The following is a 26,101-nucleotide window of genomic DNA, read 5'->3' on the forward strand; positions in this document are numbered from 1 at the left end:
CATGAGTAAGATCATCGCTGAACTGGAAAAAGAACAAGCAGGTAAAGAAATTCCTGTTTTCGGTGCAGGTGACACTGTCGTTGTTCAAGTTAAAGTAAAAGACGGAGAGCGTGAGCGTTTACAGGCTTTTGAAGGCGTTGTAATTGCTAAACGTAACCGTGGTTTAAACTCATCATTCACCGTTCGTAAGATTTCTTCCGGTGTTGGTGTTGAGCGTGCATTTCAAACTTACAGCCCTCTGGTTGACAGCATTGAAGTTAAGCGTCGTGGTGAAGTGAATAAAGCCAAGCTTTACTACTTACGTGAGCGTTCTGGTAAATCAGCTCGAATCAAAGAAAAACTTGATAATAAATAAAATCTAGTGTTTCTTTAAAAGGCGCCAATGGCGCCTTTTTTAATGTCTTGATAAAAGTAACAAGGAACTGACATGAGAATATTTGCTGTTGTTACGTTGTCATTAGTGCTCACTATTATCCTAAATGGTTGCACAACCAGACAGGTGAGCCATAAGCTGGGCTCTTCTACCGAGCAGCGTCTTATTACTTACAGCATCGAGCAAATGATCGCTGAGTTACCCGAACAGGACTTTTCTGCATTTTCTCAGGATAAAGTGTTTGTTAAGAGCCATTTTGTTGTTGATGGTCCTGTGGTTAATTATGCGGATCAAATGCTGAGGCTCGATCTTTTGCGTCGATTTAATTTGACCATAGTGGACGATATCTCGGTTGCTGACGTTGAACTGCATGTGTTTTTTACCAGCCTTGCAACGGACTCGGATGTATTTGGCTTATCGATCCCATTTATTAATGCTACCGATACTTCACAAAGCACCCGCATCGATTTATTGGCTATTGATATGTTTCATGGTATTTCGGAAATGATGTATTACGTTAAACATCGTTCGTCGAATCAGGTGGTAAAAAAGGGCAAAATTAAAGCACGTGTGAGAACCGATGATGTTTCAACACCAGTCATCAGTTTTCCCGTATCTGACATCGACTAGAGCATCTTTAATCGCGAAAGATAACATGATTTAGTTCAGTCCTGGTTCATCGAAATTAAGGTACTCTGAGTTTGATTAAAGGAGAGCCTTATGCGATATCGACTGATTTACCTGAGTTTGTTCCTCTCATCTGCTGTATATGCAGATAACTATTCCGGCATTTCTATTGGTGGTGATACTGATCATACCGATACGGAAATGTCGGTGTTTGAGCTAAATTACGTGGGTCGAGCAAGCCGTTATATGTCGATTTATGGTGGCTATGGCCGATTAAATGTGGCTCAAGATAATGGCTATCATATTTATTCCGATCGCGTAGTGGTACACGGCACACAAGCCGGATTATTGATTCATCCGGGTAAATCATTGGTTACCCCTTATATCGGGCTGGGTATTTACTCAGGACAAATCAGTTATTGTGATCGTTATGAGCGTCGTTATTGCGATCATGACAGCGTATTTTCAATTTATCCAGAAGCGGGTATTCAACTGAATATTGGCGATAACTTACAATTTACCGCAAAAGCACGTCGTTATGAATTCGATCAGTCGTATCTCAAAGATGAGCTAGTGAGTATGGTTGCCTTCAGTATCTATTTCCGGTAACAGAATTATATTTCCTAAATACAGGTTATTTGTTTATTTTACTGTTACAACTTTAGGTAGATTTGTAGAATAGCTGTGAATGTATTTGAGATCGTTAAATGGATACCGTCGAACAATTTATTGAGTTTTTATGGGTCGAGCAAGGGCTGAGCGATAATACGCTGAGCAGTTATCGAACCGACTTAAAAAAATACAGTGAGTGGCTCACTAATAGTGAGTTTGACTTACTGAGCGCAGAATCATCGACATTACAGGCTTATCTTTCCTGGCGTTATCAGTCGCAACTATCAGCGCGTTCTACGGCACGTTTTTTATCAACCATCCGCCGTTTCTATGGTTTTTGTGTCCAGCAGAATCTTATGTCGCAGGATCCATCGTTAAACATTACTTCTCCCAAGTTAGGAAAATCGTTACCTCATTCCTTAACCGAGCAGGAAACATTACGCTTGATCCAGGCGCCAGAAATTGAAACCGCCATTGGCGCGCGGGACAAAGCAATGATAGAGCTGCTGTACTCCAGTGGACTTCGAGTCACCGAGCTTATCAGTCTGGAAATGAGTCAAATGGGCTTACGACAGGGCGTTTTAAGGATTATAGGAAAAGGCAATAAAGAAAGGCTGGTTCCTATTGGCGAAGATGCGCTGTTAGCCATTGAGTATTATTTATCGCAATCAAGGCCAGAGTTGTTGTCGGGTAAGACATGCGATGTGGTTTTCTTAAGTACACGGGCGAAGCAGATGACACGTCAGACGTTTTGGCATCGAATCAAATTTTACGCCAAACAGGCGGGTATTAAAAAGCACCTGTCACCTCATACATTACGACATGCCTTTGCAACACATCTGTTAAATCACGGGGCTGATCTTAGAACTCTGCAGATGCTTTTGGGGCATTCAGACTTGTCCACCACACAAATTTACACCTATGTTGCAAAAGAACGTTTAAAACAATTGCATCAGACCCATCATCCACGGGGTTAGTGAGTGATTATTTGCCGTTTATCGGCTTTTTTCACAAAATGGCACAAAAGTGTGCGGCGGATGGATTTTTAGTGATCCGTAGCAATGGTATACTCAATTGTAACGTTTAAAGGGTATAAAGAGTCTTGAGTGTACAAGTTACCAATGTAACCCATTAATTTTATGTGAGATTTTATGAAATACAGTATTTACAGCAAAACCTTTTCTTTAGCAGCCCTGGTGACACTGGTACTTGGTTGCAACGGTGCTACTGGCCAGCAACAGGACGATGCAAAGCAAGCTTCGGCACCGGTTTCTGAAGCTGAAAATGTTTCCAGTATTGAAGCAGAGCCTGGCATTAAGCAAAAAATCACAGAAACAATCCATCAAAAGCTTGGACCAATTCCTATTGATAAAATCGCGGTGAGCCCGATGCCGGGTTATTACGAAGTAATCGCTCAAGGACAGATTATTTATATCAGTGAAAAGCTCGACTTTTTGTTTCCTGGACCCCTACTCAGTCTTTCCAGTGGCGAGCTGGTTAATTTGACTCAAAATAGCCTGCGACGTCTTGATATGGAAAAAGCACCAATGCGCGCAGAACTGATAGAAGGCGTGAAAGAACAGGATATGGTGGTGTTTCAATCGCCCAAAGAAGAATATGTGGTGAATGTGTTTACCGATGTTGATTGTGCTTATTGCCGCCGATTGCACCAAAACATGGCCGGCTATCTGGAAAACGGCATAACAATACGTTATCTGGCATTTCCACGTGCTGGTGTCGGCTCCGGTGCTTACAATAAACTGGTCTCTGTCTGGTGTTCGAGTGATCGTCAGTCAGCGATGGATGATGCTAAGTTACATTCCAAGTTTGATCCTAAAGATTGTGATAACCCTGTTGCTGATCAATACACTATGACCCGCCAGCTCGGGCTGACCGGAACGCCAGCATTAATTTTATCGGATGGTGAGCTTATTAGTGGTTTTCTTGAGCCGGAAAAACTGCTTAAACATTTGAAGCAGAAAAACGGCTAAATTACTTTTTACATTAAATTTTCGAATAAAGCGGCATTGGCCGCTTTATTTTTATCGATGGCTTTTGATCTTGGGAGTGGGCTTATATGTTAAAAGAGTAGTGCAATAACTCTTCGCTGCTCTGATGCTAATAGCATAAACGTACGACAAGCCGCGTCAGTTGCCATACAATCAATAACTTGGTTGTGCTGATGGCAGAATGAATCCAGTTCGGTCGGTAAAAATTGTGACTTAGTCCCTGTGCCAAGTAAAATAACTTCAGGCTCAAGATTAAATAGATATAGTAAGTGGTCTTTCGTTAGCAAAGATGGTGACTCGGGAAAATTTGACGAAACTATTTCGTCTCGTGTTAAGAGCAAGGGCAATCGATAAGATTCATTATTGATGACAACATGATCATCACAATAATCAATGATTTGAATGTTTTGTTGGCCATTGTCCAGTTGAATTTGCATGTTAAAAGTCTGATTGTTTGTGGAATGTAGGAAAACTCATTTATTATAGTACCTAATTAAACGGCGCATTGAAATCCATGACGTATATTCCCAGGTTAAGAGACTTACTATCCGTTGAGACTGAATCAGCACGTCAATGGCAGCGTTATATTCAGCGGTATTGTAAGCAAGTATCTGAACCAGCAAAAATTCCTGAAAGAAACCTTGATGTTCCTAATGCTTCAAGAGTATCTGATGTTGATAATTTTTCAAGTACAGTAAACTCAGAGACAACAATGAAGGTTAATTATTCCGGGGACAAGAAGCGTGCATTAATTTGGTGTAATCCGGTGTGTTTGATTCCGGATCAGGCTGGGGTGAAAATTGCTCGACAAGTTCAACTGACGTGTGAACAGCGAGAACAATTCGTTGACTTGCTTAATCGTCACTTTGGTTGCACTGATATTGTATTTTTTATTCAAAGGGATGATATTTTTCTATCATCAACAATCGCACTACCGCAATCCTGGCACAGTATAGTGAATGTGCTGGGTACCAATATGTTTCATGTCATTAGCCGTAATAAGGAGCACATGCACTGGTTTGGTCTATTAAACGAAGTGCAGATGTTGTTGACTGAACACAATACAAAACTATTAGCTAAACCAACAGCTTCGGTCGACCTATTTGAAAAAAATTGTAACGGTATATGGTTAAGTGACGTTCCTGCTTGGCTCAGGCTGGATGAAGAAAAAAAAGGTATTATGCTTTATTTGCAACAGGATTTTGAGCAGCTGGATAGCTGGTTGGATCAACAGCTGAGTATTGTGAGGCATCAGCAATTTAATAACCGAAATCATCTGATATACGATGAGCATAATACCTGGAAACTTAAAACGAGTAGCTGGCTTAAAAGAAAGATAGGAAACGTTTTATCTGCATCAAGTTAGCAGTAAAGCTGAGCTCTTTTACTTAACTAACTGTTTGATTCAACATCAACCCAAGAATATCCAATCGATAACATATGAATAATGATTATTAAAAAAATTATATCGCGCACAGAAGCGGCAAACACGTCTAAACTGGAAGCTAATGCAGGAAATGCATTAGCTGACTCTCCTTTGCTTAATCGTATTTATCAAAGTAGAGGTGTGCAAAGCAAAGCTGAGCTTCAGTATGATTTAAGTCAATTGGCGAATTATAAACTGCTCTCTAATATTGATGCTGCAGTTGCTGCACTGGTAGAGATGATTAATACCCATGCTAAGGTCATTATTGTCGGTGACTTTGATGCTGACGGGGCTACCAGTACCGCTCTGTTAATGGAAGCTTTACCGGCGATGGGGTTGAAGCACTTATCTTATGTGGTGCCCAATCGATTTGAATATGGTTATGGATTGTCAGAAAAAATTGTTCGGGAAGTATCAAAAGATAAGCCTGACTGGATCATAACGGTCGATAATGGCATATCGAATCATGCCGGTGTCCGTGTCGCTAATGAGCTTGGGATCAAAGTATTAATTACCGATCATCATTTACCCGCAGAAACACTGCCAGAAGCAGCGGTGATTGTTAATCCTAATTTGAGAGGCGATCAATTTCCTAGCAAAGCATTAGCAGGCGTTGGTGTTGCGTTTTATATTTTAATAGCGCTTCGAGCAGAGCTTCGTGCAAAAGATTATTTTAATCGTATGAATATAACAGAGCCTAATCTGGCAGAATGGCTGGATCTTGTTGCGTTAGGTACGGTTGCAGACGTGGTTCCGCTTGATGTGAATAATCGAATATTGGTGGCGCAGGGGTTAAAGCGAATTAGGGCGGGAAAGTGTCGTCCGGCCATTAAATTATTGCTTGAAGTTGCTAAACGAACATTATCAAAAGTGGAAGCCAGTGACTTGGGTTTTGCTGTAGGGCCTCGTTTAAATGCAGCGGGCAGATTAGAAGATATGTCGGTTGGCATTGAGTGTTTATTGGCTAAGTCTGAACAGCAAGCTCAGTCTATGGTTTTTGAATTGGACAGCCTTAATCAGTACCGCCGTGAAATAGAGTCTCATATGGTAGAGGATGCTTTAAAAGGATTAGCTGACCAAATTGGAGACTTGGAGCAACATCGTCCAAATTCAGTGTGTCTGTTCAGAGATGACTGGCATCAGGGTGTGGTTGGTCTGGTTGCTTCGCGCATTAAAGAAAAACTGAATCGACCGGTTATTGCATTCGCGCCAGAAGATGAGCTGACTGTAAAAGGCTCAGGGCGCAGTGTTCCAGGCGTTCATATGAGAGATGTTCTAGCTAATGTCGCGTCTAAATATCCAGAGTTGCTGCAAAAGTTTGGTGGTCATGCAATGGCTGCCGGTTTATCCATTAAAAAACAGCAGTTATCGGAGTTTCAAAAGAAATTTGATGAAGAGGTCAATCATTGGTTAGGAAAAGAGATTATCGATGATTCTCTGATAACCGATGGAGAGCTAGATAAAAGTGAATGCAGTTTGCAAACCGCTGAACTATTAAAGCAGTCAGGTCCTTGGGGGCAAGGGTTTCCTGAACCTATTTTTCACGGTGAGTTTGAAGTTGTGCAGCAGCGTATATTGGCCGATAAACACTTGAAGCTAGTCGTTCAAAATAGGCATCAAGATTTAATAGTGGATGCCATTTATTTCTTTGCTCCAGAACAATGTCTATCAGAAACTTTAAATCATGTGGAGCTTGTTTATAAATTGAGTGTCAATGAGTTTAGAGGGAATACATCGCTTCAATTGATTGTTGTGCAGTTGAGTGCTTTTAAGTAGCTATGTTTTTAATAACCTCACTTGCATGACGAAGTTCAGATTAAATGTTACTACCATTAGAGTAAATCCATACTCTCAAGGTTTATGGACAACCAATTGAGTATGGAGTTAACTAACTTTATATTTTACTGATCCACTTGTGTATAAACACGCATTAGCTCTGATGACTTTACCTTTGCTGCTCTTAGCATTTTTACTTGGTTTGGACTCAGCCTTATTGCGGAACCTTTATAGGGCTTATTTTGGAAGTAATTCCACTCTTTTTTGAATGGCTTAAAAGCAATGAGTTTTAACTGTTTTATTTCTAAACACTGCTCAGGTGTTGGTCTAAAGCCAAGTTTTTCTTGGTAGGCTTTTACATAATTCTTCTGGATAATCGATCCTTTTTCTGTAGCTTTAAGTGCACAGTATTCTTCAATACTGTACTCCACGGTATCGGCAGCAAAAACGGCAGCCGAAGAACCGACTAATAGAATGGCAGCAAACTTTTTCATAACAGACTCCTAATTTATTAACAGCGACAACTTTTTAATTGTTGAAAATATCTAGCGAATAAAAAGTTAACCGAACTTTTTCAGGAAATTCATCGTGACTAAATAAATCTTGTGAAAGCAATTCGGATAATCACAGTATCGGCTTAATAAGGGCAAGTTTCCTTCAATAGCTGTAAACAAATATAGGAATATTCAGGGAATGACATCTTTTGTAACTTAGATGACTTTTTATTGGTCATTATTAAGTTTTAAAAACAGTCAAGGATAGAGCTTATCTGACTTAACAAAAAGAAGTTGGGAGGTAAGCTGCCAGTGAGTTCATAGAAGAAGGCATGTTTTTTTAGACATGCTTATTTAAAGCTTGCTTTTTTTTAAATAATGGAAGCGCTGTTAAGTATATAACATGTATCCGCTCTATTTGACGGATGTCTGTTTATTTTCAGTTGAAGCATTATTGTTTGCAGATATTGGCTCTTTGTTTTCTGGCGCTATTTCAGTAAGAAGCTCACCGCAGTAGTCTTTGTTTCCACGCCAGTCGAGGTTACTGATACTTTCCTTGTTGTCATCAGTCGTTGCCCTAATGATGCACACTTCCTCTTCGCTATTGAACGGGAATGAAAAGCCCAGCCCACCAAACCAGTTTCTGCCACCCGTGGATGAACCTATGGATACCCGGGTATCACTATTTGAAGCATTGACCTTGTGCCACTCCACATAAAGCTGCTCGTCGAGTTCATATTGTTTTGATGGCACGCCTAACAGATTTATCATCTGTTTCAGTGATAACTGGTTGAGTTGAGACAATTGCTGGTCAACTTCTGTTTTGGTAAAGCTTGTGCAGGCCATTAAAAGGGTAAACAGGCCGGAGAATAGAAAAAAACGATGAAATTTCACTTATTTACACTCCTTATGCTGTACTGCCCCTGTCTAATTTCGGGCTGTTTTTGTACAATAGCGCCTTTTCGCCACCAATTAAAGTAACCGGTTATCATTATTATGTTAGAAGTCAATGCTATAAAAGAGAAAATCAAAGATCTGGAAGCTCGAAATATTGAGCTCAGGGGGTATCTTTGACTTCGAAACGAAGCACGAACGATTAATCGAAGTTGAGCGAGAGCTTGAAGATCCGGACATCTGGAATCAACCTGAAGTTGCTCAGGCATTAGGTAAAGAGCGAGCTTCTCTTGAACTCATCGTCAATACCTTTGAAAACCTCGCTCAGGGGCTGAGTGACAGCGAAGAGTTATTGCAATTGGCGCTTGAAGAAGACGATACCGAAAGCGTTACGGAAGTGGAGTCTGAACTGGCTGATCTTGAAAAGCAGTTGGAGAAGCTGGAGTTCAGACGCATGTTTTCTGGCCCTAATGACGAAGCGGATTGTTATCTGGATATACAGGCAGGCTCAGGAGGCACTGAAGCGCAGGATTGGGCAAATATGTTACTGCGTATGTATCTGCGCTGGGGTGAAGCCAAAGGGTTTAAAACCGAACTTATAGAAGTTTCTGATGGTGATGTGGCTGGTATTAAAAGTGGCACCATCCGCTTTTCTGGCGAATACGCTTACGGCTGGTTGCGAACTGAAACCGGCGTTCACCGACTGGTAAGAAAGTCTCCGTTTGATTCGGGCAACCGCCGACATACCTCGTTTGCTTCTGCGTTTGTTTATCCTGAAGTGGACGATGACATTGAGATTGATATTAATCCTGCGGATTTGCGTATAGATACCTACCGTGCCAGTGGCGCGGGTGGGCAGCACGTTAATAAAACCGATTCTGCGGTGCGATTGACGCACTTGCCAACCAACACGGTTGTTCAATGCCAAAACGATCGTTCGCAGCATAAGAATAAAGATCAGGCGATGAAACTGTTGAAAGCCAAGCTGCATGAGCTTGAGTTGATGAAGCAAAATGAGGAAAAGCAGGCGCTGGAAGATACAAAATCCGATATCGGTTGGGGCAGTCAAATTCGCTCCTATGTATTAGACGACGCTCGCATTAAAGATCTTCGAACGGCCGTTGAGAACCGAAATACCCAGGCAGTGTTAGACGGCGATCTGGACCCATTTATTGAAGCCAGCTTAAAAGCTGGGTTGTAATTGAATTTAAATACCGAGACTTACTATGACTGATCCTATTCAACACGATGAAAATAAATTAATCGCTGAGCGTCGCGGCAAGCTTGAGCATATTCGTCAATCTTGTCCTTCCAATGCTCATCCTAATCATTTTCGTAGAGAACATTACGCAGGTGATTTGCAGCAAGAATTTGAACAGCAATCTAAAGAAGCATTAGCCGAGTTGGAAAAACAGGTCAGTGTTGCAGGTCGGGTTATGGCCAAGCGTGGGCCTTTTTATGTGTTGCAGGATATGAAGGGCCAAATTCAGGTGTATTCTGGTAAAGAGGTTCAAAAAGACATAAAACAGCGTTGGGGAGAGTTAGACATTGGTGACATCATTGGTGTGAAAGGCACTCTGAAGCGTTCTGGTAAAGGTGATCTTTTTGTCGGAATGGATGAGTATTATTTATTGACCAAATCATTGCGTCCATTACCTGACAAGCATGCGGGTCTTAAAGATCAAGAGCTGAAATATCGTCAGCGCTACGTAGATCTCATCACCAGTGATAAAACGCGTCAAGATTTTCTAGTGCGAAGCAAAGTGGTTGATGGCATTCGTCGCTATTTGGCGGAACGCGACTTTATGGAAGTTGAAACGCCAATGCTGCAAGTGATCCCCGGTGGTGCAACTGCCAAACCGTTTGTAACGCACCATAATGCAATGGACATCGAAATGTTTTTGCGCATTGCGCCAGAACTTTACCTGAAGCGTCTGGTTGTAGGTGGTTTTGAGCGTGTATTTGAAATTAACCGGAATTTTAGAAATGAAGGCTTATCCACACGGCATAATCCTGAGTTTACCATGCTGGAATTTTATCAGGCCTACGCGGATTACAAGGATTTAATGAACTTAACCGAAGATATGTTGCGCACTCTGGCTAATGATATTTTAGGTACCACGGTGGTTCGAAATACCACCAAAAATGATCAGGGTGAGGTTGTAGACGAAGTGAATTATGACTTTGGCCAACCCTTCGATCGTCTCTCTATGGTGGATGCGGTATTAAAATATAACCCAACATTTGAAGCGGATGTTTTCAAACAACCCGAACAAAATATCGAGCAGTTAAAGGCTTATGCGAAACAGGTTGGTGTAACGGTTCCAGAAAAAAATGTATGGGGCGCCGGTAAATACATTACAGAAATTTTTGAAGAAACTGCAGAGCATCAGTTAATTCAACCTACTTTTATTACAGAATACCCATGGGAAGTGTCGCCCTTGGCCAGACGTAACGATAACAATCCGTTTGTCACCGACCGATTTGAGTTTTTTGTTGGTGGACGTGAACTGGCAAATGGTTTCTCCGAGCTGAACGACGCCGAAGATCAAGCGGCTCGTTTTCGTAAACAGGTTGAAGAAAAAGAATCTGGCGACGATGAAGCCATGCATTACGATGACGATTATATCCGAGCGTTGGAGTTTGGCTTGCCGCCAACAGCGGGAGAGGGCATAGGTATTGATCGATTGGTTATGTTGTTTACCGACTCACCAACCATTAAAGATGTTATTTTATTTCCTCATATGCGCCCTCAAGGCCAGTAGATAATGATTAGCGCAGGAATACTGCGCTAATTTTTTAGAACGGAAGTTTTTGAGACTGCAATGGTAAGAGTAAAATCATGAAGTTCATCGCAAAAGTAAACTGGGTACTTATTCTGACCTGGGCACTGTTATTGTTCCATCCTTATGTGCTTGCATGGGCACAAGACACAGACGTTATTAAGTCTTCATCCTATTATTTATGGATAGATGTGGTTTCACTGGGTGGCTTTGCTATGTTGCAACTGATCATATTGGCAAAAATAAAAAGCTTGTATGGATTCACGCTGGTTCTTCTTTATACCCTTGCGCTGCTTCAGGGAATGCGAATAATGTTGTCGATTGATACTCTCTTAACCTTGACCGGAGTATTATTTTTTTTACTGGAGTTGTTGGTAATTTTTTATCTGATAGGTGTACGCGGTTACTTGCGTTCGGACAAAGGGCGTACCGCTTTTGGGTTGCCGGTTGAGAGTCATCAGTAATAAAATCCAAGTCCAGCCAGCTCTGTCGGTTATCGGCTGGACAATACTTATTATTGCAATCTGGAGCCTGACTTATTCGTTAATGGTTCCATTAATTGCATGGCTAATCAGTTTAATTCAATCAAGCCCTTACTCTTTTGAGTTAAATCAATTAATGGAATCGCCACGAGGCATTCTGTTCTCGTTACAAATTATTTTTTCTGCCATTGCTGCGCTACTGTTATTATTGTTGCATTTGAAGCATTACGGACGATCTCTAGCCCAAACTCACAATCAAAATCATTACAAAAGCGTAATGGGATTTAATTCACTGCGAGCTCGTCACTGGCTGGTGTATTTGCTCATTGGTATTGGCTTAGCTATTGTTGTCAGTTTCACTATAGTAGTTTTAAAGGAAACGGGCAGTGGTTCTTATGTTGCACAGCTCGTTTCAAATAATCGCTCTTTTTATCAAACGATATTACTGCTTTTGGCAGTGGTTGTTGCTGCACCAATATTTGAAGAGTGTTTATTTAGAGGATATACGCAGTCATTTTTAATTCAGAACGGAGTACCTAATTGGCTTTCAATCGGTATTTCAAGCATGCTTTGGGTATTCATACATGGGCAATACCAATGGAGCGAGCTTTCATTGTTGTTTATGTTTGGATTAAGTTTAGGTGCAATTAGGCTGTACAGTAATAATTTATGGGCGGTTATCGCTTTGCACAGCAGTTTTAATTTGACGGTATTGTTTTTGGTGCTTGATAGGATTGGGTAGTATTTATTGAGCCTAAGTTATGCTGCATAAACGAGCAAGAAATAATTAAACTATTTCTTCACAATAATTCAGTTGTAACTGTAAAAAATTCGTTAAACAAATGGCACAATATTAAGTTTTAAGTTATTGTCATTATGTAACTTGCATATTAATTGCTTAATATAAAGGAATAAACCACCCCCCCCCTATGTTTTAATAGAACTTAATTAATATCAATCTGGGCTTTAATAAAAAATAAATATGATTAAATATATACTTTCTTTAATATGTTTGTTAATGACAATGTTAGTTTATTTTTTCTTTCAAGATGAAGAGCCTTCAGAGCGCTTTGCAAGATTTGTAACAGCACCAGATGTTTCAGAGTCAGAATGGTTAGATTTTAAGGTCCATGCATCTTTTTCATATTACTCCAAAGTGGACGTGGAAAAATACTCAACATTAGTAGACTCCGTGGCGGTGAGTAGTAACTATATTGTTGATATGAAGAAGTCTTGCTTCTACGACTTTGACTATTCGTTTGAAGAGGCATATGCGAGCTACATCAGCAAAAGTCAAGCGGTTGTGGAGACGATCGATAGGTGCGAACAAGAATTAAAAAATTACTTGAAAATCAAGCTAACCAACCCTTCTCCTAAGATATCACCTTCGATCTACATTGAAGAAGGAGGTGATGTGTTTATACCACGTGGCTTTGAATTGGTTCGATACAATGAATTTAGTATAGGATATGCAATGTGGAGTGTTCATCAACTTCAAACAGGGGAGATAAGTGACAGTGAGTATATTGATAGGATCAGGCTTGGGATGAGCCTTGCTAGCAAAACAAACAGCTTGAGGTTGTCAGTTCAAAATTTAGTGGAAGTTAGATACTTATTAAAAGGATTAGAGAGTAACTTGAATATCTTTAGAAGTGAAAGCGTAAGTAAACTTACTAATTCACTATTGATTACCTTTACACCTGATACAGCATTCGATTTTCATAGGTGGGCTCAACTTTATACGCTTGAGCAATCATTAACAGAAGCATTGAACACTCGAATCAAAAGTTCAGAATCAAAAATGCCGTTTAGACTACAAAAAACACTTAATCAAGCTGCGGAACAGTGGCCTGAAAACTTAGGCGACTCTGTTAACGATGAGGTTTCTTTACTTAGAAACTGGAATAATTGGGCTGGTTATGTGTTACTCAAAGTTGCAAGCCCAAAATTTATTGCTCTTGAAGTTGACTTTTTAGAAACGGCTACTCGGACCTTTTTAATAAAAGCTAAGCTAAATTTTAATAATTGTAGCAATAAAGTTGATACATGTTTAAGTAAAATAACGGCGATGAAAAGCCCTTTGAGTAATGATTATATCTACTATAAAAATGGAAAAATTAGCTTATCTAATCCACATAGCAGAGAGTTAATTACTGTTGATTTGGTAGAGGAATCAAATTAGTCGTCTTTCGTTTTTTTTCAAAAAGCACAGCTAATTGGTTGCGCTTATTCAAGCCGAATACACAGTGGCACCCTGTGACTTCTCCAGGAAAACGGGTACTAAAAATAAGCGACTATGTCACTAGAGGAGTATCTAAAATGGTTACCAAAAGTAAGCCTAAGTAAGATGTTGACTAAAGAGATTAAATTAGAAGCAGCACGATTAATCAAAGAGGCGGATCGTCCAGCACGAGAAACAGTTCTTAAGTTACTGTAGCTAAATTACTGGCGATTTATTTAAAAAACAAACTTTAACCCTCGTTTCATCACCTTCTGTATATAAAAATCTGACTTAAATCCTTTCATGTGGCTTGGCGGATATGACTGACCCGAATTTCATACTTCGATTATCGACTCGGAATATCTCATTTCGTATGGCAATTTTACCTGTGTGGGGTACACTTAGGTAATAATGTGATATTGGAGTGAGAGATGCCAGAGTGGCGTGTTTTAACTAATACACTGAAAAATAAAGAAAAAATAACGCCTCTATTAGGTGCTGGTGGAGCTTGTCAGCTGCTGGAGGATAACCTTGCCACATCAAAAAATATTATTGGTGTTCTGCTAACGGATGCTACCCAAGCGTTAGTGAATCAATACTCGTTAGATCCCAGCCTTTTGATTATTGCTGACAGAGACCTTGAGTCAGTTGATATTGTTCTGCCCGATAACTTCACATTGACTCACTGGCGACAAGCCTGCGGGATCCTGACCAAGCTGGCGCTGCAGAAAATAGAATTACAACAGCAGCAACTCTTAAACCATGATTTGACCAATATAGGCATTGCGCTTTCTGCAGAAAAAGAGCTGCCGCGGCTGCTCAATATGATTGTGAAAGAAGGTCGAAAACTGGCTAACTGTGAAGCTGCCTCACTGTACCTTGTGGATCATAAGGAAACGGATAAACCCGTTCTAAAGTTTATGTTGTTTCAAAATGAAAAGCTGGATGTGCCCTTTAAAGAAAAACGATACCCATTAGATCATTACTCCATGGCCGGACATACGGCTTTAACGGGAAAAATTCTTAATATTCCTGATGTGTATAACATAAAACCAAGTGAGCCATATGTTTTTGATGACGGCTTTGACAAAGCCTATCAGTATCGTACCAGAGAAGTTTTGACTCTTCCCATGAAGAACCGAAGTGATGAAATTATAGGTATTCTTCAGTTTTTGAATTTAAAAAATGAATCGAAACAGTTTAAACCATTTGATAATGAAACCTGCGAGCGTTTATTAGCACTTGCAAGCCAGTCTGCCGTGGCCATCGATAACAGCTTATTGATAGAAAATATTCGTGATTTATTTGAAGGCTTTGTCTCGGCTGCCGTAAATGCCATTGAAGCCCGTGACCCTATAACCAGTGGTCATTCATTCCGAGTGGCGGAATACACCTGTGGCATTGCTGAAAAGCTGGAACATCATCCATCATTAAATCAGCAAACACTAACCGTTCAAGCAATGAGAGAGTTGCGTTATGCGGCTTTACTGCATGATTTTGGCAAGGTTGGTGTGCGTGAACATATTTTACAAAAAGCAAAAAAATTGTCGCCAATTGAAATTGAAATGATCCGTCTCAGGCTCAGTTGGTTTCAACAAAAACTCAAAGCAGACTTTTATCAGTTCGCCTATCAAAACACTTTAGCAAATGATAAGCAGGCAAAAGCTCTTATTGAACAACAGCATGAAAATTATAAGCAACAATGTGAGCAAATTGAGCTTTACTTAAACATTGTTGAAGAAGCCAATGAACCCAGCATTTTGCACTCGGATCATTACAGCGAACTAAAAAAGTTGAAAGACTTTAAAGTATTTATGGGTGATGAGGAGCAATTTTTATTGTCGGATCAGGAGTTCTTGTCTTTGTCGGTAACACGAGGCAGTTTAACCGAAGGCGAGCGTCAAGAGATACAGTCACATGTTAATCACACATTCGATTTTTTAAAACGCATACCCTGGACAAAAGATTTGCAAAATATACCATTTATAGCCAGTGCTCATCATGAAAAGCTGGATGGTAGTGGCTATCCTTTTGGACTAACCGAAAAAGACATACCCATTCAAACAAGGATGATGACTATCGCGGATATTTATGATGCGCTAACTGCATCAGATAGGCCCTATAAGTCTGCACTGTCTCAAGATCGAGCGTTATCTATTTTGACAAACGAAGCCAACGAAGGAAAGCTGGACAGCCAGCTAGTGCAGCTGTTTATTGATGCGGGTATTTATAAATATACAGCACAAGTAACCGGATAACTTGTAACCATGGTGTTGAAAAGGAAATATTTTGGAGCGAGGTAACCAGACAAGTATCATGCTGAGTTTGATGGCGACTGTTATTGTCGCTTTAGGACTGTTTACTGATATTGGATTTACCGCTAACAGGTTTGTTTCAGATATTCTGGTGAAACAGGTGGCTACAAAGAGAATGCCTCCGAATAATATTCTTATTATTGATATTGACGAATACAGCTTAAAGCAGATGGAGTCGATAGCGGGTAAGTGGCCATGGCCAAGAAGCATACATGCACATTTGATTGAAGGGCTTTCAGAGCTTAAACCTGAAGCAATCGTGTTCGATGTTTTATTTTCTGAGCATGATATATATCGACCGGATTCGGATGCTTATTTTTCTGATGTTGTTGCACAAAATTCAAACGTTTATTTGGCCGGGGTCGAAGTGTCATCCAATAGTATGCTGACTCCCATTAAGCTCAAGGACTATCAACAAGCTCTGAGTTTAGAAAAAAACAATGACACTTCTACTCAAGCCTTAAGTAGTTTGGTACTTCCGTGGATTGTGAAACGTGAGCATTGGCGAGTAGGCAGTATAAATTTTTCTACTGAGCGGGATGGCGTCGGGCGACATTATGATGTTTACCGAAACCTCAATGGCTGGCATTGGTTAAGTTTGCCAGCAAAGGTCGCGTCGTCGTTAAACTATTCACTGCCAAACTCATCGTCCATTAAACTGAATTTTATCGGCAATGAGCTGATACCATTTGCGAGTAAACGCTATGTTGATGTTTTTCAAATACTAGAGGCATCAAAGGATAGCTCCGCTTACCATCATTTAAAGCAGCAAATAGAGAATAAGATAATTATTGTCGGGAGTACGGCGTCTGGCCTTTACGATTCACGGGTTACTCCAATCAGTCATCATTATCCTGCCGTATCTATTCTGGCAACAGCAACTGAAAACCTAATGAATCAGTCCTATTTTACGTCAGTAAACATCTGGGCAGAGATATTAGCACTTTGTTTGGTCGTATTGTTATTTACAGCGAGCTCACTTGCTATTAAAAATTTTCGAAATGTGTTTTTTATTATCTGGCCAGCGTGGTTTGTTATAAGTTTACTGCTGCTTTTGACGAGCTATTTTCTTGCATTAAACGATTATTTATTTTCAGTGGGTTATTTAATATTGAGCAGTTTTATAACGGTTGTTACGGTGTCTATGTTTCGAGGGATAAGAGAGTATCAACAAAGGAAAAAGTTACTCACCATCTTTAGCCGCTTTATCGATCCTCGGCTGGTACGCGAATTAATTGATGAGCAATCGCTAGAACTTTCAACACGAAGTAAGAGTTGTCGAGTTACGGTCTTGTTTTCAGATATTCGAGGCTTTACAACTTTATCTGAAAGTCGTTCGGCAGAGCAGGTGGTCACTTTATTGAATGGGTACTTCTCAAAGCAGGTGGCGACGATTTTTAAGTACGGTGGCACTCTGGATAAGTTTATCGGTGATGCGGTCATGGCATTTTGGGGTGCACCTGTTGAAGATGAGTTACAGTCCGAGAATGCATTGAAAGCAGCGATTGAAATGACTGAGAATTTGATTGAGTTCAGGCAGTCACTGCCTGATGATTTACAGGACTTTGATGTGGGGATTGGTCTGCATACCGGTGAAGCGGTGGTTGGCATGATTGGCTCTGAGCAGCGTTATGATTATACCGCTATTGGCGATACGGTTAATCTGGCGAGTCGTGTAGAAGGCCTTACCAAAAATAAAGCCCGTATATTGTTAACAGAATCCTGTAAGAATAGTTGTCGTTCGACCTTCAACTGGATCCCGATGGGATCTTTTTCTGTAAAAGGTCGAAGCGAACCGGTAAATGTTTATTCAATAAAAGGCATGTTGATTCAGACAGAGCAATAGCCAAATCAAGTTGTTTATTTAACCCAGACAAAGGAGTGAATATGAAACGACAGAATTTAAAAGCGCTTAAAAAACATTATCCATTTGCTTTTTTATTATTTTCATTTATGACAACGGATATCACCGCCAGTGAGGCTGTAACGCCTTCTGCTGTTAATGATCAGGCCCGAGTGATAAAAGACACCCATCTGTTTTCTGAGCCCAGTTTATCATCACGCACAAAAATGCCTCTTAAAAAGGAGCAAACGGTTTCGATTATTAAACGCAAGGGTGGTTGGTATCAGGTTAAAGAGTCTCAAACATCCGGCTGGGTGAAGATGTTTTTACTGCGTTTTAATGCAGTGCCGGTTAGAGAGAGTAAAAGTGGTTTAAATTCGTTAATCAGTAGCACACGAAAACCCCACAGTGATTTGACATTAACAACAGGGGTTCGTGGTATTAATGAGAAAGATCTAAAGTCATCTAAGCCAGATTTTGAGGCGTTAAAGCAACTGTACTTATTACAAGTATCTACTCGTTCAAGCAAAAAGTTTGCAAAAGATGCCGGATTACAACCTAAAAAAATATCTTACCCGAAGGTCAACAATTAAACCACTAGCAAGGCGAGGGATTAACGATGAGTCTATATAGATTAAGTGCTTGTGCCTTACTGTTGTTATTACTGTTAACAATAGCTGGATGCAAAACCATGATGATAAATGGCGTTGATTTGGGACGCGCGGTGAGTTTTGGTGAAAAAGTGTTAACGTCAAATAAGGTAACTTTGGAGCAAGAGCAATCAATGGGCGCTCAAATGTCAGCTATTGTTTTGGGCAGTGCTCCTTTGTTGGATGATTCGGCAATGCAGCAATATGTAAACAGAGTTGGGCGATGGGTGGCGTTGCAAAGCGAGCGTCCAGATATACAATGGCAATTTGGGATTATTGATACCAGTTCTATAAACGCATTTGCTATGCCAGGCGGGTATATTTTAGTAACCCATGGCATGTTGAAGTTATTGCGATCAGAAGCCGAGCTGGCGGCAGTACTCGCTCATGAAATAGCCCATGTAACCGATAAGCATTATCTGATGGCATTAGAAAAGAATAATGCTTTATCTCTGGTCAGTGACTTGGCTTTTTTAGCCAGTGATGTTTATCGTGCTAGAAAACCCGCTGCCATAGGCGATGATTTTTATCGGAACAGAGCGGTGGCCGAAAAACTGATCAACACAACCGCTGATTTATACAGTAAAGGATTAGAGCGAGAAGATGAGTTTATGGCGGATTCTCATGCAGTGACGTTACTCGCACGAGCGGGCTATGATCATTACGCATTAGCCCAGGTGCTTCAGTTGTTAACGGCACTCAATCCAGAAGATTCAAGCTTGCAACTGTTATTTAATTCCCACCCATTACCCGATGATCGTTTGTTAGCGGTGGAGCAAACGTATCAGGCTCATACAATAAAGCCAGGCTTGGCGTTAGCAGAGCGATTTAATAAAGCAGTTCGATAAGTTAAATTCTAGAGTACGGGGAATGTTTAAACATTTAGAAAGATAAAAATAAAGAGTAAGAAAGCGGGAGAGATGACTTTTCATCTCTCCTTTCAAATCGGCCTTCAAATCGTACTTTAAGGTTCAGCTCTTGATCATTTAGCTTCGAAAGTCTTACATTTAGCGGGCAGGTCGAGTGTTTCATTAACGACATCAAATACCTTATCGTAACCGCCTGCTGTAGTAACATTGATCATGTATTGATAATTAACTAATAACGCGGGCACTCCGGTGATCTTATAATCACGCATGGTTTCAAAGCCATTGACTAAATCTTGTTTGATGGTTTCCATATCTTCAAATGCTGCTTTTGCATCGGCTTCAGCAACACCGGCTTCTGTAAATATTTCTAAAATATTATTAATCGACTTTTGCTCATGCAATACGGCAAACAGTTGAGGTTTAATTTCATCCAGAACATTAAGGCGTTCAGCAACATGGTGGGTGACGACAAATTTTGTGAATTCTTCGCGGCCCAGATCAGTTGGTACCGGAATGAACTTTATGCTGTCATCTTTTTGTTTTTTCCACTTGGCAACATGCTCTTCCAGTGTGTAACAATGCGGGCATTGATAGGCAAAAAACTCGATAACCGTTGGCTGTGAGCAATTGTCTTGAACGTCTACTTCTTTGTATTTTTCACCCGAATGTTCAGCAACGCTATGGTTGTGACCGCTGTGATCATCACTGGTGTTTGTTGACGATGCGTCTTCATTCGATTTGTCTGCATTGGTTGAATTGGCCTCAGGTTGTTGAGACGCTGTTTTATTGGTTTCGGCGTTAGATTTATTGTTCGACGAGTCGCTATTGTCACAAGCAAAGCTTAATGCCGCCAAAATTAGAATAGTTAGAATTCGCACAAAACTCTCCGGCTTTTTAAAGTTAGGGTTGTCAAAGGTGTTATTAATTAATGAGAGGCTATTAAAACAGATAATAGAGACAGTTTAAATCGACTGTCTCTATCTTTTTAACGATTGCTGCTAAGGCGTTAAATAAACGCCTGGATCTCAAAGACTAAGAACGAAAAATAAACACGTTCTAGTTTTCGCGCCAATAAATCACCCGATCACTGCCCCGATATCGGCCAAAACCAGCGGTTGCTTGCGGGTTATCATTACTGTTATCGCCATTCCAGTCGAATCTTAACCAGTCCAGAGCACTTAGATTGTGCTCAACATTGACTTCGCCTGAGTTGCCAACACCTGGAGCTGTCAGGCCAAATCCTTGATTAACGCCCGACTCACCAGCGGTTAACAAAGTGTTGCTGGCAGGCAATGTTATGCTTGTTTCACCAGCATTCAGATCGCCCTGATAGGTACCGGTGACAAATTGTAAATCACTGCTGATGTAGCTGGTGCAGTTATCCGCGGTATTGATCACCCAGTCGGTGCCATTAAAGAATTCGGTATATAGCGGAATGTTCAGTGGTTCCACTTCAGGACCATAAGCAGTAACAAGACGAGAACGTCCCAGTCGCTGCTCAACGCTATTTGAACTTGCTGTTCCATTCACTCCATCAACGTCCGTTGCATCAATATCAATACGTAATTCAAATGGCGCTGCAAAGTTGTCGTATTGGTAATAAACATTAGGGATCGAAACATTTTGAGCGAATCCGTCTGTATCAAAAACTGGCGTTCCGACGGTGCCGGTGACGATGTTTCCGGGAGCAGGGGCGGCATTGGTCTCATCGTACCCAGAAGTACTGATGGTGCCTGATTCAAGTTTTGCAAAATCAGCGTCATAATTTTGAGTAGTTTCATCGTTGGCATTAAACGCTTGAATATCAATCGTTAAGTTATCACTTTGACCAATCTTAGTCAGTCCAGCCGAACCATTATTAAACCCAGAATAACTAAATCCTGTGCATTGGGCTTCGAAATTATCGCCCACCTGAACACTAAAATAGGATGGAATAAATCGGCCAATATTATTTTTTGATCCTGTCACACCAACACCTGTTGCCATAAAGTCTGGGGTATTGGCGTTTAAAGTCAAAATCCCAACTTCAGACCAGCTTTGTGACTGAGTAAGTGTCCCTTGTGCTGCGCTACCAACCGCTGAAAAATTACTATAGTTGATGGTTGGGTCGCTAAGTGTGCCGTCAGAGTTGGTCACCACTTGCGCGGTGGGGGTGAGTGTTATATCTATATCGGGTGCACTCGACGGTATATTTACGATGTTGGGGGTAACGCCATTATCGGATAGATCGGCCCCTGGCAAAGGCACACCATTGGCGTCACTGTCAGCTGCCTGCCATAAAACGCTTCTTAGTGTCATATTAAATGCGTTGCCAGCGACTGCATAGACCGGCGATGCGCCGCCGGTTGCATCTGGATTTCCCTGAGCACTGATATCGTAACCAAAAGGCCGCACGACAAAGGGCGGTATACCACCAATGATTTCATCGGTATTTCCAGTTGTCGGATCACCAATGCCTGTTTCGTCTTTCGCGAAAAACTGAATTTGCCCAACATCGTTGTATTGAACCGGGATATCGGCAATGCCATTGTTAAAGGTGATGGGCTGAGAACTTGCTGCAGGTTCGCTTCCCGCAACATTAACACCATTGATGGTTACTGGAGTTGGACTGCTGTTAGGCAGTGTGTAGCTTGACCAGAAGTGGATATCTTTGTTTCCGGTATATTCTTCAATAACACCGCATTCAGGTTGTGACGGAGTTTGACCTGCCGCAGCCAGTTGCAAGTTAAATGGTCTGCCAGCGACTTGTGTTGGGATCGATGATGGCGTGGCGACAAAACCAAAGGGCCGAAATACAATATTGCCTTCGCTATTATCATCGGCGGCGGCACCTTCGGTAACCGCTACATTTATCGATTCCTGATGGGTATTTTCTAAATAGAGGGTAACGGTTCCTTGATCAGCCGGACTAAACTGATAGGTTGCTGCGCCATTATCATCACCAGCGGTATCGTTTAAAGTTCCCTGGGACAAATCAGCGCTATTACCACTGCTGTCGGTATTAAACCAGTTGCCATTTGAGGTGTTGCTCGATAATGACACTAAGCCGTTATAGCCAGTTAATAAGTTACCGCCAGTGTCATAAGCGGTAATCGAAACCGCTTCGCGCAAACAGTTGATACCCGAACCATCGTGATTAATGACAAAGAAACCAATGCCGCAAAATTCAGTAATGTTGACTTGCACATCATCGAAATAGACATACTCGTCATTTTGGCGGTAGCCCTGGGTAATGCGAAAACGGATACTGGTATTAGCGCTAATAAAACCAGCAATATCGTAGGTAAAAACTCCAACAACATCATTTCTAAACTCTTGAAGTTCAGTGTAGTTGGTGCCGTCTGCTGAGACTTCAATTGCGACACGATCGCCATTTTCCAATGTATTGGAGGTACGCATTTCAAACCGAAGTTCCGCGGTAAGCGCCTGAGACAAATCCATCGAGCGAGAAATGGAGGGCTCATTGTTATTTTGGTTGGTTAAGTACAATTCACCACCGGCAATACCCACACTGCCCGAAGCCGGAGAATTATTATCGCCAGTTTCTTGCCAGTTTCCGGAAAAGTTATTGCTGCCGTCGTTATTGCCATAGGACTGAACGCTGAAGTTATCGGTGTAATCGTAAGGGCAGGTAGACGATGAGGTGCAGGGATGAACTTCCAGCATGGACTGGATAACCTGACCGTGACTTAAGGTCGAAGGAAAAATTTTAACTTCATCCACCTGACCATCTAAAAAGCGTCCGGCAGCTAACTGGTCCTGCCCAATTTGCAGAGGATCGGTGTTCTGAGGCAGAGTGCCATTGAAATTCTGCCGACCTCGCTCTATGCCATTGACATAAATTATTTGCTCACCCGATCGAAAGGTCAGTCCAATGTGATACCAGTTACCGGGTTGAATATTGGCGCCACTGGTGGTTAATGCACCCTGATTCCACCACCAGAAAATTTCATTGGTAGGTGTCAGGTGAAACTCATAGTTTTCATCTTTGGATAACACGCTGTGCAGTCCGGAGAGGGGGAGCGAGTTAGGTTTAACCCACAAGGTGATGGACATATTGGTACTAAAACTGAGCAAGGGGTCGTGATCGATTTCGAGATAAGTGGTTGAACCATCGAATTCACCAAAGCCACAGGTGCCAGGATCGCCCACAATCGCTGGATCGATATTATTAGTACTGGCACCGCCATAGGAGGTCATATTCAAACCATTGCCAGAAAGGTCTATTACTTCGCCTGGGCTACCATCCCAAGTTGTTTCATCCATGCGCCAATAGGCGGCAGTAGGTGGTAATGCTTCCGGGCATACCCGGTCTGAACCATCCCAGCCTCGACCGGCTGTTTGATTGTTGTAAATAAATAGCACTTCACCGGGCGATAATTCATTATCAAACAGTACCAGTTCATCAATCAGTCCAACCCAAACCTGATTAATATCAAAATCACCACCAACGACATCTTGTTCCTGACCGATGACCAATCCATCGACGATCACATCCATGGTATTGCCACCGTCAGTGTGTGTGGTACACCCAACTATGTTTGAATCAAGATAAAGGCAGGTTTCTGAGTTCGCCCTGTCACGAGTCCAGACTAAATGATGAAAATTGCCATCATCAATGGCGTAGGGTAGTGCTAGTTGCGTGTTGTTATCGAAAAAAGGGTTGCTGCGAACACTCGGCCAGAAGGTTGATGCGTCATTAAAGTACATGACCGCTTCGTTTAATTCTGTCTCATTTTTTGATGCGGATAGAATGGTTTGCGCTGCATTACGGTTACTGGTGACCCAAACCGATATACTCCAGTCGTCCAGGCCATTAAGCGATTCGTGATTCAGTCGTATATAGTCATCGGTGCCTGCGGCGGTAAAGTCTGCCGCGTTACAGACAAAACCAGTGGTTGGCTGGCTATTAAAGGCGATGCCGTGATAAAAATTGCCACTGCTGTCGCGCACTTCCAAAGCCTGAGAATTCCAGGTCAGTTCATCAAAGCGCCATTCGGCCACTAATCCTGTAGGAGCAGTGGCATCAATGCTATCCACAACCACATCATCTACATGCCAATAATCAAAGTCGTTCCCGCTACCTGTATTTAAATTAAGACGCAATCGCAACCCACTGTGTAAGGCGTCTGCGGGTAAGTTATAGCCAAGATCAAATATATCTCCTGGAGATCCGCCTCCGAAAAAAGTATCCAGTGTGATCCAGTTATTGCTGTTGTTTAAATATTGAAGCGTCAGATTTTCGCCGTTTTCGGGGTTTTCACTAAAGTTATCGTCGCCTCGACGCACCCAAATTCGGACTTGAGCAGCAGAAACATTGGCGTTAATGGTGTTACTGGTTATGGTAACCGTGTCCCAACGGAGTCTTAAAGAGTTATTGCCGGAGTTAGAGGTTTCATTGCCGATACTGGCATCGCCGCCACTGCTGTTGACAGTCCATTGAGTCAGAAGAGTCTCGAAATCATCAGAAAATATAATCACGCTTTGCGCGGCCATAGAATAAATGGACAAAAGCAAAATTAAGGCTGATTTTAAAATAATTGACCAACGCATCATATTTTCACTACCCGGTAGTCGTTTGTTAGGTTAATACTCGTCTTGGATTAACTCTCATCGACAGCAGTATCATTTTGATTATACATACAATGGCGATATTTGCTTAAAAATGAGCACTAAAAGGCATGAGTTTGCCGATGATAGGCCTTTGATTTATAAGCTATTTAAGAATGTTAAGATATTTGAAATGATGAAAATGACAAAAAAAGCAGAAGTGGCAATATAATTTATACCTTCGGTGAAGGTATTTTTGGGTTGAATTAAAGGTGATCCAGAGGAGTATCTAACTCATTAATGACAATAATTAACCCAAAGCTGTTATTAACTTAATGCACTGCGCGCAACACTAAGATCTTCCGCCAGTTCATCCACATCATGAACATCTACCTCAGGAGACATGCCGAGTTTTTTAAATGCAGGGACGGTATTCCAGTCGACCTGACTCAGCCGATGGTTTGAGCCAGCGTAACTTTGTAAATTGGCAACCGTGACCAAATCCACATAATCGGCGGGTCCTTCATGGGTGCGTTCAAAATCAAGATAACCCATTGGTATAGCCACCAATTCGGGTGGAAAGTCCCAGGTTTTCAAAATGGCAGCACCGATTTTAGGATGCAAACGATGAATGACTTTTTCCAGTATGCCTTTATGTTCAAGAATATCGGGCGTATCTTCTGCGCAGGTTAAAATGGGCAAAGTACCTATTTCGTGTACCAGTCCGGCTAACATGGCCTGGTCGGGCTTCAAATCGGTGTAATGGCTGGCCAGAACCTGACAAATTGAGGCCACTTCGATGGAGTGCTCCCAGGTTTCTCGAAGTCTGGCGTCCACTTGATCGTTGGTTGCCTGAAACATCTGCTCCATGGCCAGTCCTGTTGCCAGGTTTCGAACAAATGCAATACCCATTCGGGTAATAGCTAGTTGCAGGTTATCAACAGCAATTCGTCCTCGAAGCAGAGGACTGTTAGCCACTTTAATCACGCGTGCTGCTAATGCGGCATCTTTCGCGATTTCATTGGCAATGGCCGAAGACGTGGCTTCTGGATCTTCTACCGCCTCACGTATGCGCAACGCCACTTCAGGCAGGGTTGGCAAGGTCAGACGGTCGTTCTTGATGGCATCTAATAGTTCGGCTAAAAACGTTTGTTCCAGGCTCATAAGCTTTCTTTTT

Annotated in this window: 22 protein-coding genes; 16 read left to right on the forward strand and 6 right to left on the reverse strand. The window is 41.6% G+C overall.

Going from position 1 to position 26,101, the window contains the following annotated elements; translation table 11 throughout:
* Position 1: 1 nt before the first annotated feature.
* From rplS to C8D97_RS01460, 5 genes are all read left to right on the forward strand, one after another.
* The gene (rplS, locus tag C8D97_RS01440) at positions 2 to 355 is read left to right on the forward strand and encodes a 50S ribosomal protein L19 (RefSeq protein ID WP_109761556.1); all 354 of its coding nucleotides are present in this window, start codon (positions 2 to 4) and stop codon (positions 353 to 355) included.
* Between the two features lie 72 nt (positions 356 to 427).
* On the forward strand, positions 428 to 1,003 hold the full coding sequence (locus C8D97_RS01445; protein WP_109761557.1) for a hypothetical protein: 576 nt from the start codon (positions 428 to 430) through the stop codon (positions 1,001 to 1,003).
* A 90-nt stretch (positions 1,004 to 1,093) separates the two neighbouring features.
* Positions 1,094 to 1,609: a hypothetical protein gene (locus C8D97_RS01450; RefSeq protein WP_109761558.1), complete on the forward strand. Its 516-nt coding sequence runs from the start codon at positions 1,094 to 1,096 to the stop codon at positions 1,607 to 1,609.
* Between the two features lie 98 nt (positions 1,610 to 1,707).
* Positions 1,708 to 2,589 (forward strand): site-specific tyrosine recombinase XerD, encoded by an 882-nt coding sequence (gene xerD / locus C8D97_RS01455; RefSeq protein WP_109761559.1) that lies wholly within the window; start codon positions 1,708 to 1,710, stop codon positions 2,587 to 2,589.
* A gap of 174 nt (positions 2,590 to 2,763) precedes the next feature.
* Positions 2,764 to 3,603 carry a thioredoxin fold domain-containing protein gene (locus C8D97_RS01460; RefSeq protein ID WP_109761560.1) on the forward strand — a complete coding sequence of 280 codons (840 nt, stop codon included), beginning with the start codon at positions 2,764 to 2,766 and terminating at the stop codon, positions 3,601 to 3,603.
* An 89-nt stretch (positions 3,604 to 3,692) separates the two neighbouring features.
* Here C8D97_RS01460 and C8D97_RS01465 read toward each other — a convergent pair whose 3' ends face one another.
* Positions 3,693 to 4,058, reverse strand: a complete 366-nt coding sequence (locus C8D97_RS01465) for an Mth938-like domain-containing protein (RefSeq protein ID WP_109761561.1) — start codon at positions 4,056 to 4,058, stop codon at positions 3,693 to 3,695.
* A 77-nt stretch (positions 4,059 to 4,135) separates the two neighbouring features.
* Between C8D97_RS01465 and C8D97_RS01470 the strand changes: the two genes are divergently transcribed.
* Both C8D97_RS01470 and recJ read left to right on the forward strand, forming a co-directional pair.
* Positions 4,136 to 4,987, forward strand: coding sequence for a hypothetical protein (locus C8D97_RS01470; protein WP_146196056.1), 852 nt, complete (start codon positions 4,136 to 4,138; stop codon positions 4,985 to 4,987).
* An 81-nt stretch (positions 4,988 to 5,068) separates the two neighbouring features.
* Positions 5,069 to 6,823 (forward strand): single-stranded-DNA-specific exonuclease RecJ, encoded by a 1,755-nt coding sequence (gene recJ / locus C8D97_RS01475; protein ID WP_109761563.1) that lies wholly within the window; start codon positions 5,069 to 5,071, stop codon positions 6,821 to 6,823.
* 125 nt (positions 6,824 to 6,948) lie between these two features.
* On the opposite strand, the gene C8D97_RS01480 is transcribed toward recJ, so the two are convergent.
* On the reverse strand, positions 6,949 to 7,317 hold the full coding sequence (locus C8D97_RS01480) for a hypothetical protein (protein ID WP_109761564.1): 369 nt from the start codon (positions 7,315 to 7,317) through the stop codon (positions 6,949 to 6,951).
* A 414-nt stretch (positions 7,318 to 7,731) separates the two neighbouring features.
* Positions 7,732 to 8,211 carry a hypothetical protein gene (locus C8D97_RS01485; RefSeq protein ID WP_109761565.1) on the reverse strand — a complete coding sequence of 160 codons (480 nt, stop codon included), beginning with the start codon at positions 8,209 to 8,211 and terminating at the stop codon, positions 7,732 to 7,734.
* Positions 8,212 to 8,313: 102 nt separating this feature from the next.
* Between C8D97_RS01485 and prfB the strand changes: the two genes are divergently transcribed.
* From prfB to C8D97_RS01530, 9 genes are all read left to right on the forward strand, one after another.
* Positions 8,314 to 9,412, forward strand: a protein-coding gene (gene prfB, locus C8D97_RS01490) for a peptide chain release factor 2 (RefSeq protein WP_109761566.1) whose coding sequence is annotated in 2 segments (ribosomal slippage) — positions 8,314 to 8,388 and positions 8,390 to 9,412 — 1,098 coding nt in all. Because the reading frame shifts where the segments join, the coding sequence is not laid out codon by codon here.
* 25 nt (positions 9,413 to 9,437) lie between these two features.
* A complete protein-coding gene (gene lysS, locus C8D97_RS01495) occupies positions 9,438 to 10,976 on the forward strand; it encodes a lysine--tRNA ligase (RefSeq protein ID WP_109761567.1) in 1,539 nt (512 codons plus the stop codon).
* A gap of 77 nt (positions 10,977 to 11,053) precedes the next feature.
* Positions 11,054 to 11,458 carry a hypothetical protein gene (locus tag C8D97_RS01500; RefSeq protein ID WP_109761568.1) on the forward strand — a complete coding sequence of 135 codons (405 nt, stop codon included), beginning with the start codon at positions 11,054 to 11,056 and terminating at the stop codon, positions 11,456 to 11,458.
* An 82-nt stretch (positions 11,459 to 11,540) separates the two neighbouring features.
* Complete coding sequence (locus C8D97_RS01505; protein ID WP_109761569.1) at positions 11,541 to 12,218, forward strand: CPBP family intramembrane glutamic endopeptidase; 678 nt, start codon at positions 11,541 to 11,543, stop codon at positions 12,216 to 12,218.
* A gap of 276 nt (positions 12,219 to 12,494) precedes the next feature.
* On the forward strand, positions 12,495 to 13,658 hold the full coding sequence (locus tag C8D97_RS01510; RefSeq protein WP_109761570.1) for a hypothetical protein: 1,164 nt from the start codon (positions 12,495 to 12,497) through the stop codon (positions 13,656 to 13,658).
* A gap of 470 nt (positions 13,659 to 14,128) precedes the next feature.
* A complete protein-coding gene (locus C8D97_RS01515) occupies positions 14,129 to 15,955 on the forward strand; it encodes a GAF and HD-GYP domain-containing protein (protein ID WP_109761571.1) in 1,827 nt (608 codons plus the stop codon).
* 58 nt (positions 15,956 to 16,013) lie between these two features.
* On the forward strand, positions 16,014 to 17,858 hold the full coding sequence (locus tag C8D97_RS01520) for an adenylate/guanylate cyclase domain-containing protein (protein WP_109761572.1): 1,845 nt from the start codon (positions 16,014 to 16,016) through the stop codon (positions 17,856 to 17,858).
* Positions 17,859 to 17,899: 41 nt separating this feature from the next.
* On the forward strand, positions 17,900 to 18,448 hold the full coding sequence (locus C8D97_RS01525; RefSeq protein WP_109761573.1) for an SH3 domain-containing protein: 549 nt from the start codon (positions 17,900 to 17,902) through the stop codon (positions 18,446 to 18,448).
* Positions 18,449 to 18,474: 26 nt separating this feature from the next.
* Positions 18,475 to 19,353, forward strand: coding sequence for a M48 family metalloprotease (locus C8D97_RS01530; protein WP_109761574.1), 879 nt, complete (start codon positions 18,475 to 18,477; stop codon positions 19,351 to 19,353).
* 134 nt (positions 19,354 to 19,487) lie between these two features.
* Here C8D97_RS01530 and C8D97_RS01535 read toward each other — a convergent pair whose 3' ends face one another.
* From C8D97_RS01535 to C8D97_RS01545, 3 genes are all read right to left on the reverse strand, one after another.
* Positions 19,488 to 20,252: a thiol:disulfide interchange protein DsbA/DsbL gene (locus C8D97_RS01535; RefSeq protein ID WP_170115101.1), complete on the reverse strand. Its 765-nt coding sequence runs from the start codon at positions 20,250 to 20,252 to the stop codon at positions 19,488 to 19,490.
* A 178-nt stretch (positions 20,253 to 20,430) separates the two neighbouring features.
* On the reverse strand, positions 20,431 to 24,930 hold the full coding sequence (locus tag C8D97_RS01540) for a DUF6701 domain-containing protein (protein WP_109761576.1): 4,500 nt from the start codon (positions 24,928 to 24,930) through the stop codon (positions 20,431 to 20,433).
* Positions 24,931 to 25,251: 321 nt separating this feature from the next.
* Positions 25,252 to 26,088: an HDOD domain-containing protein gene (locus C8D97_RS01545; protein ID WP_109761577.1), complete on the reverse strand. Its 837-nt coding sequence runs from the start codon at positions 26,086 to 26,088 to the stop codon at positions 25,252 to 25,254.
* Between the last annotated feature and the right edge of the window lie 13 nt (positions 26,089 to 26,101).

It is taken from the genome of Pleionea mediterranea (genome assembly GCF_003148745.1).
In the GTDB taxonomy this organism is placed as follows: Bacteria; Pseudomonadota; Gammaproteobacteria; order Enterobacterales; family Kangiellaceae; genus Pleionea; species Pleionea mediterranea.

Excerpts from the sequence above, each read along its gene's own strand:
- C8D97_RS01445 (WP_109761557.1), top strand. The coding sequence starts at position 428 with ATGAGAATATTTGCTGTTGTTACGTTGTCATTAGTGCTCACTATTATC.
- C8D97_RS01470 (WP_146196056.1), top strand. The coding sequence starts at position 4,136 with ATGACGTATATTCCCAGGTTAAGAGACTTACTATCCGTTGAGACTGAA.
- C8D97_RS01520 (WP_109761572.1), top strand. The coding sequence starts at position 16,014 with ATGCTGAGTTTGATGGCGACTGTTATTGTCGCTTTAGGACTGTTTACT.
- C8D97_RS01500 (WP_109761568.1), top strand. The coding sequence starts at position 11,054 with ATGAAGTTCATCGCAAAAGTAAACTGGGTACTTATTCTGACCTGGGCA.
- C8D97_RS01505 (WP_109761569.1), top strand. The coding sequence starts at position 11,541 with ATGGTTCCATTAATTGCATGGCTAATCAGTTTAATTCAATCAAGCCCT.
- xerD (WP_109761559.1), top strand. The coding sequence starts at position 1,708 with ATGGATACCGTCGAACAATTTATTGAGTTTTTATGGGTCGAGCAAGGG.
- C8D97_RS01545 (WP_109761577.1), bottom strand. The coding sequence starts at position 26,088 with ATGAGCCTGGAACAAACGTTTTTAGCCGAACTATTAGATGCCATCAAG.
- C8D97_RS01480 (WP_109761564.1), bottom strand. The coding sequence starts at position 7,317 with ATGAAAAAGTTTGCTGCCATTCTATTAGTCGGTTCTTCGGCTGCCGTT.
- C8D97_RS01515 (WP_109761571.1), top strand. The coding sequence starts at position 14,129 with ATGCCAGAGTGGCGTGTTTTAACTAATACACTGAAAAATAAAGAAAAA.
- C8D97_RS01510 (WP_109761570.1), top strand. The coding sequence starts at position 12,495 with ATGACAATGTTAGTTTATTTTTTCTTTCAAGATGAAGAGCCTTCAGAG.
- C8D97_RS01460 (WP_109761560.1), top strand. The coding sequence starts at position 2,764 with ATGAAATACAGTATTTACAGCAAAACCTTTTCTTTAGCAGCCCTGGTG.
- C8D97_RS01465 (WP_109761561.1), bottom strand. The coding sequence starts at position 4,058 with ATGCAAATTCAACTGGACAATGGCCAACAAAACATTCAAATCATTGAT.
- C8D97_RS01530 (WP_109761574.1), top strand. The coding sequence starts at position 18,475 with ATGAGTCTATATAGATTAAGTGCTTGTGCCTTACTGTTGTTATTACTG.
- lysS (WP_109761567.1), top strand. The coding sequence starts at position 9,438 with ATGACTGATCCTATTCAACACGATGAAAATAAATTAATCGCTGAGCGT.
- C8D97_RS01450 (WP_109761558.1), top strand. The coding sequence starts at position 1,094 with ATGCGATATCGACTGATTTACCTGAGTTTGTTCCTCTCATCTGCTGTA.
- C8D97_RS01525 (WP_109761573.1), top strand. The coding sequence starts at position 17,900 with ATGAAACGACAGAATTTAAAAGCGCTTAAAAAACATTATCCATTTGCT.
- rplS (WP_109761556.1), top strand. The coding sequence starts at position 2 with ATGAGTAAGATCATCGCTGAACTGGAAAAAGAACAAGCAGGTAAAGAA.
- recJ (WP_109761563.1), top strand. The coding sequence starts at position 5,069 with ATGATTATTAAAAAAATTATATCGCGCACAGAAGCGGCAAACACGTCT.
- C8D97_RS01540 (WP_109761576.1), bottom strand. The coding sequence starts at position 24,930 with ATGATGCGTTGGTCAATTATTTTAAAATCAGCCTTAATTTTGCTTTTG.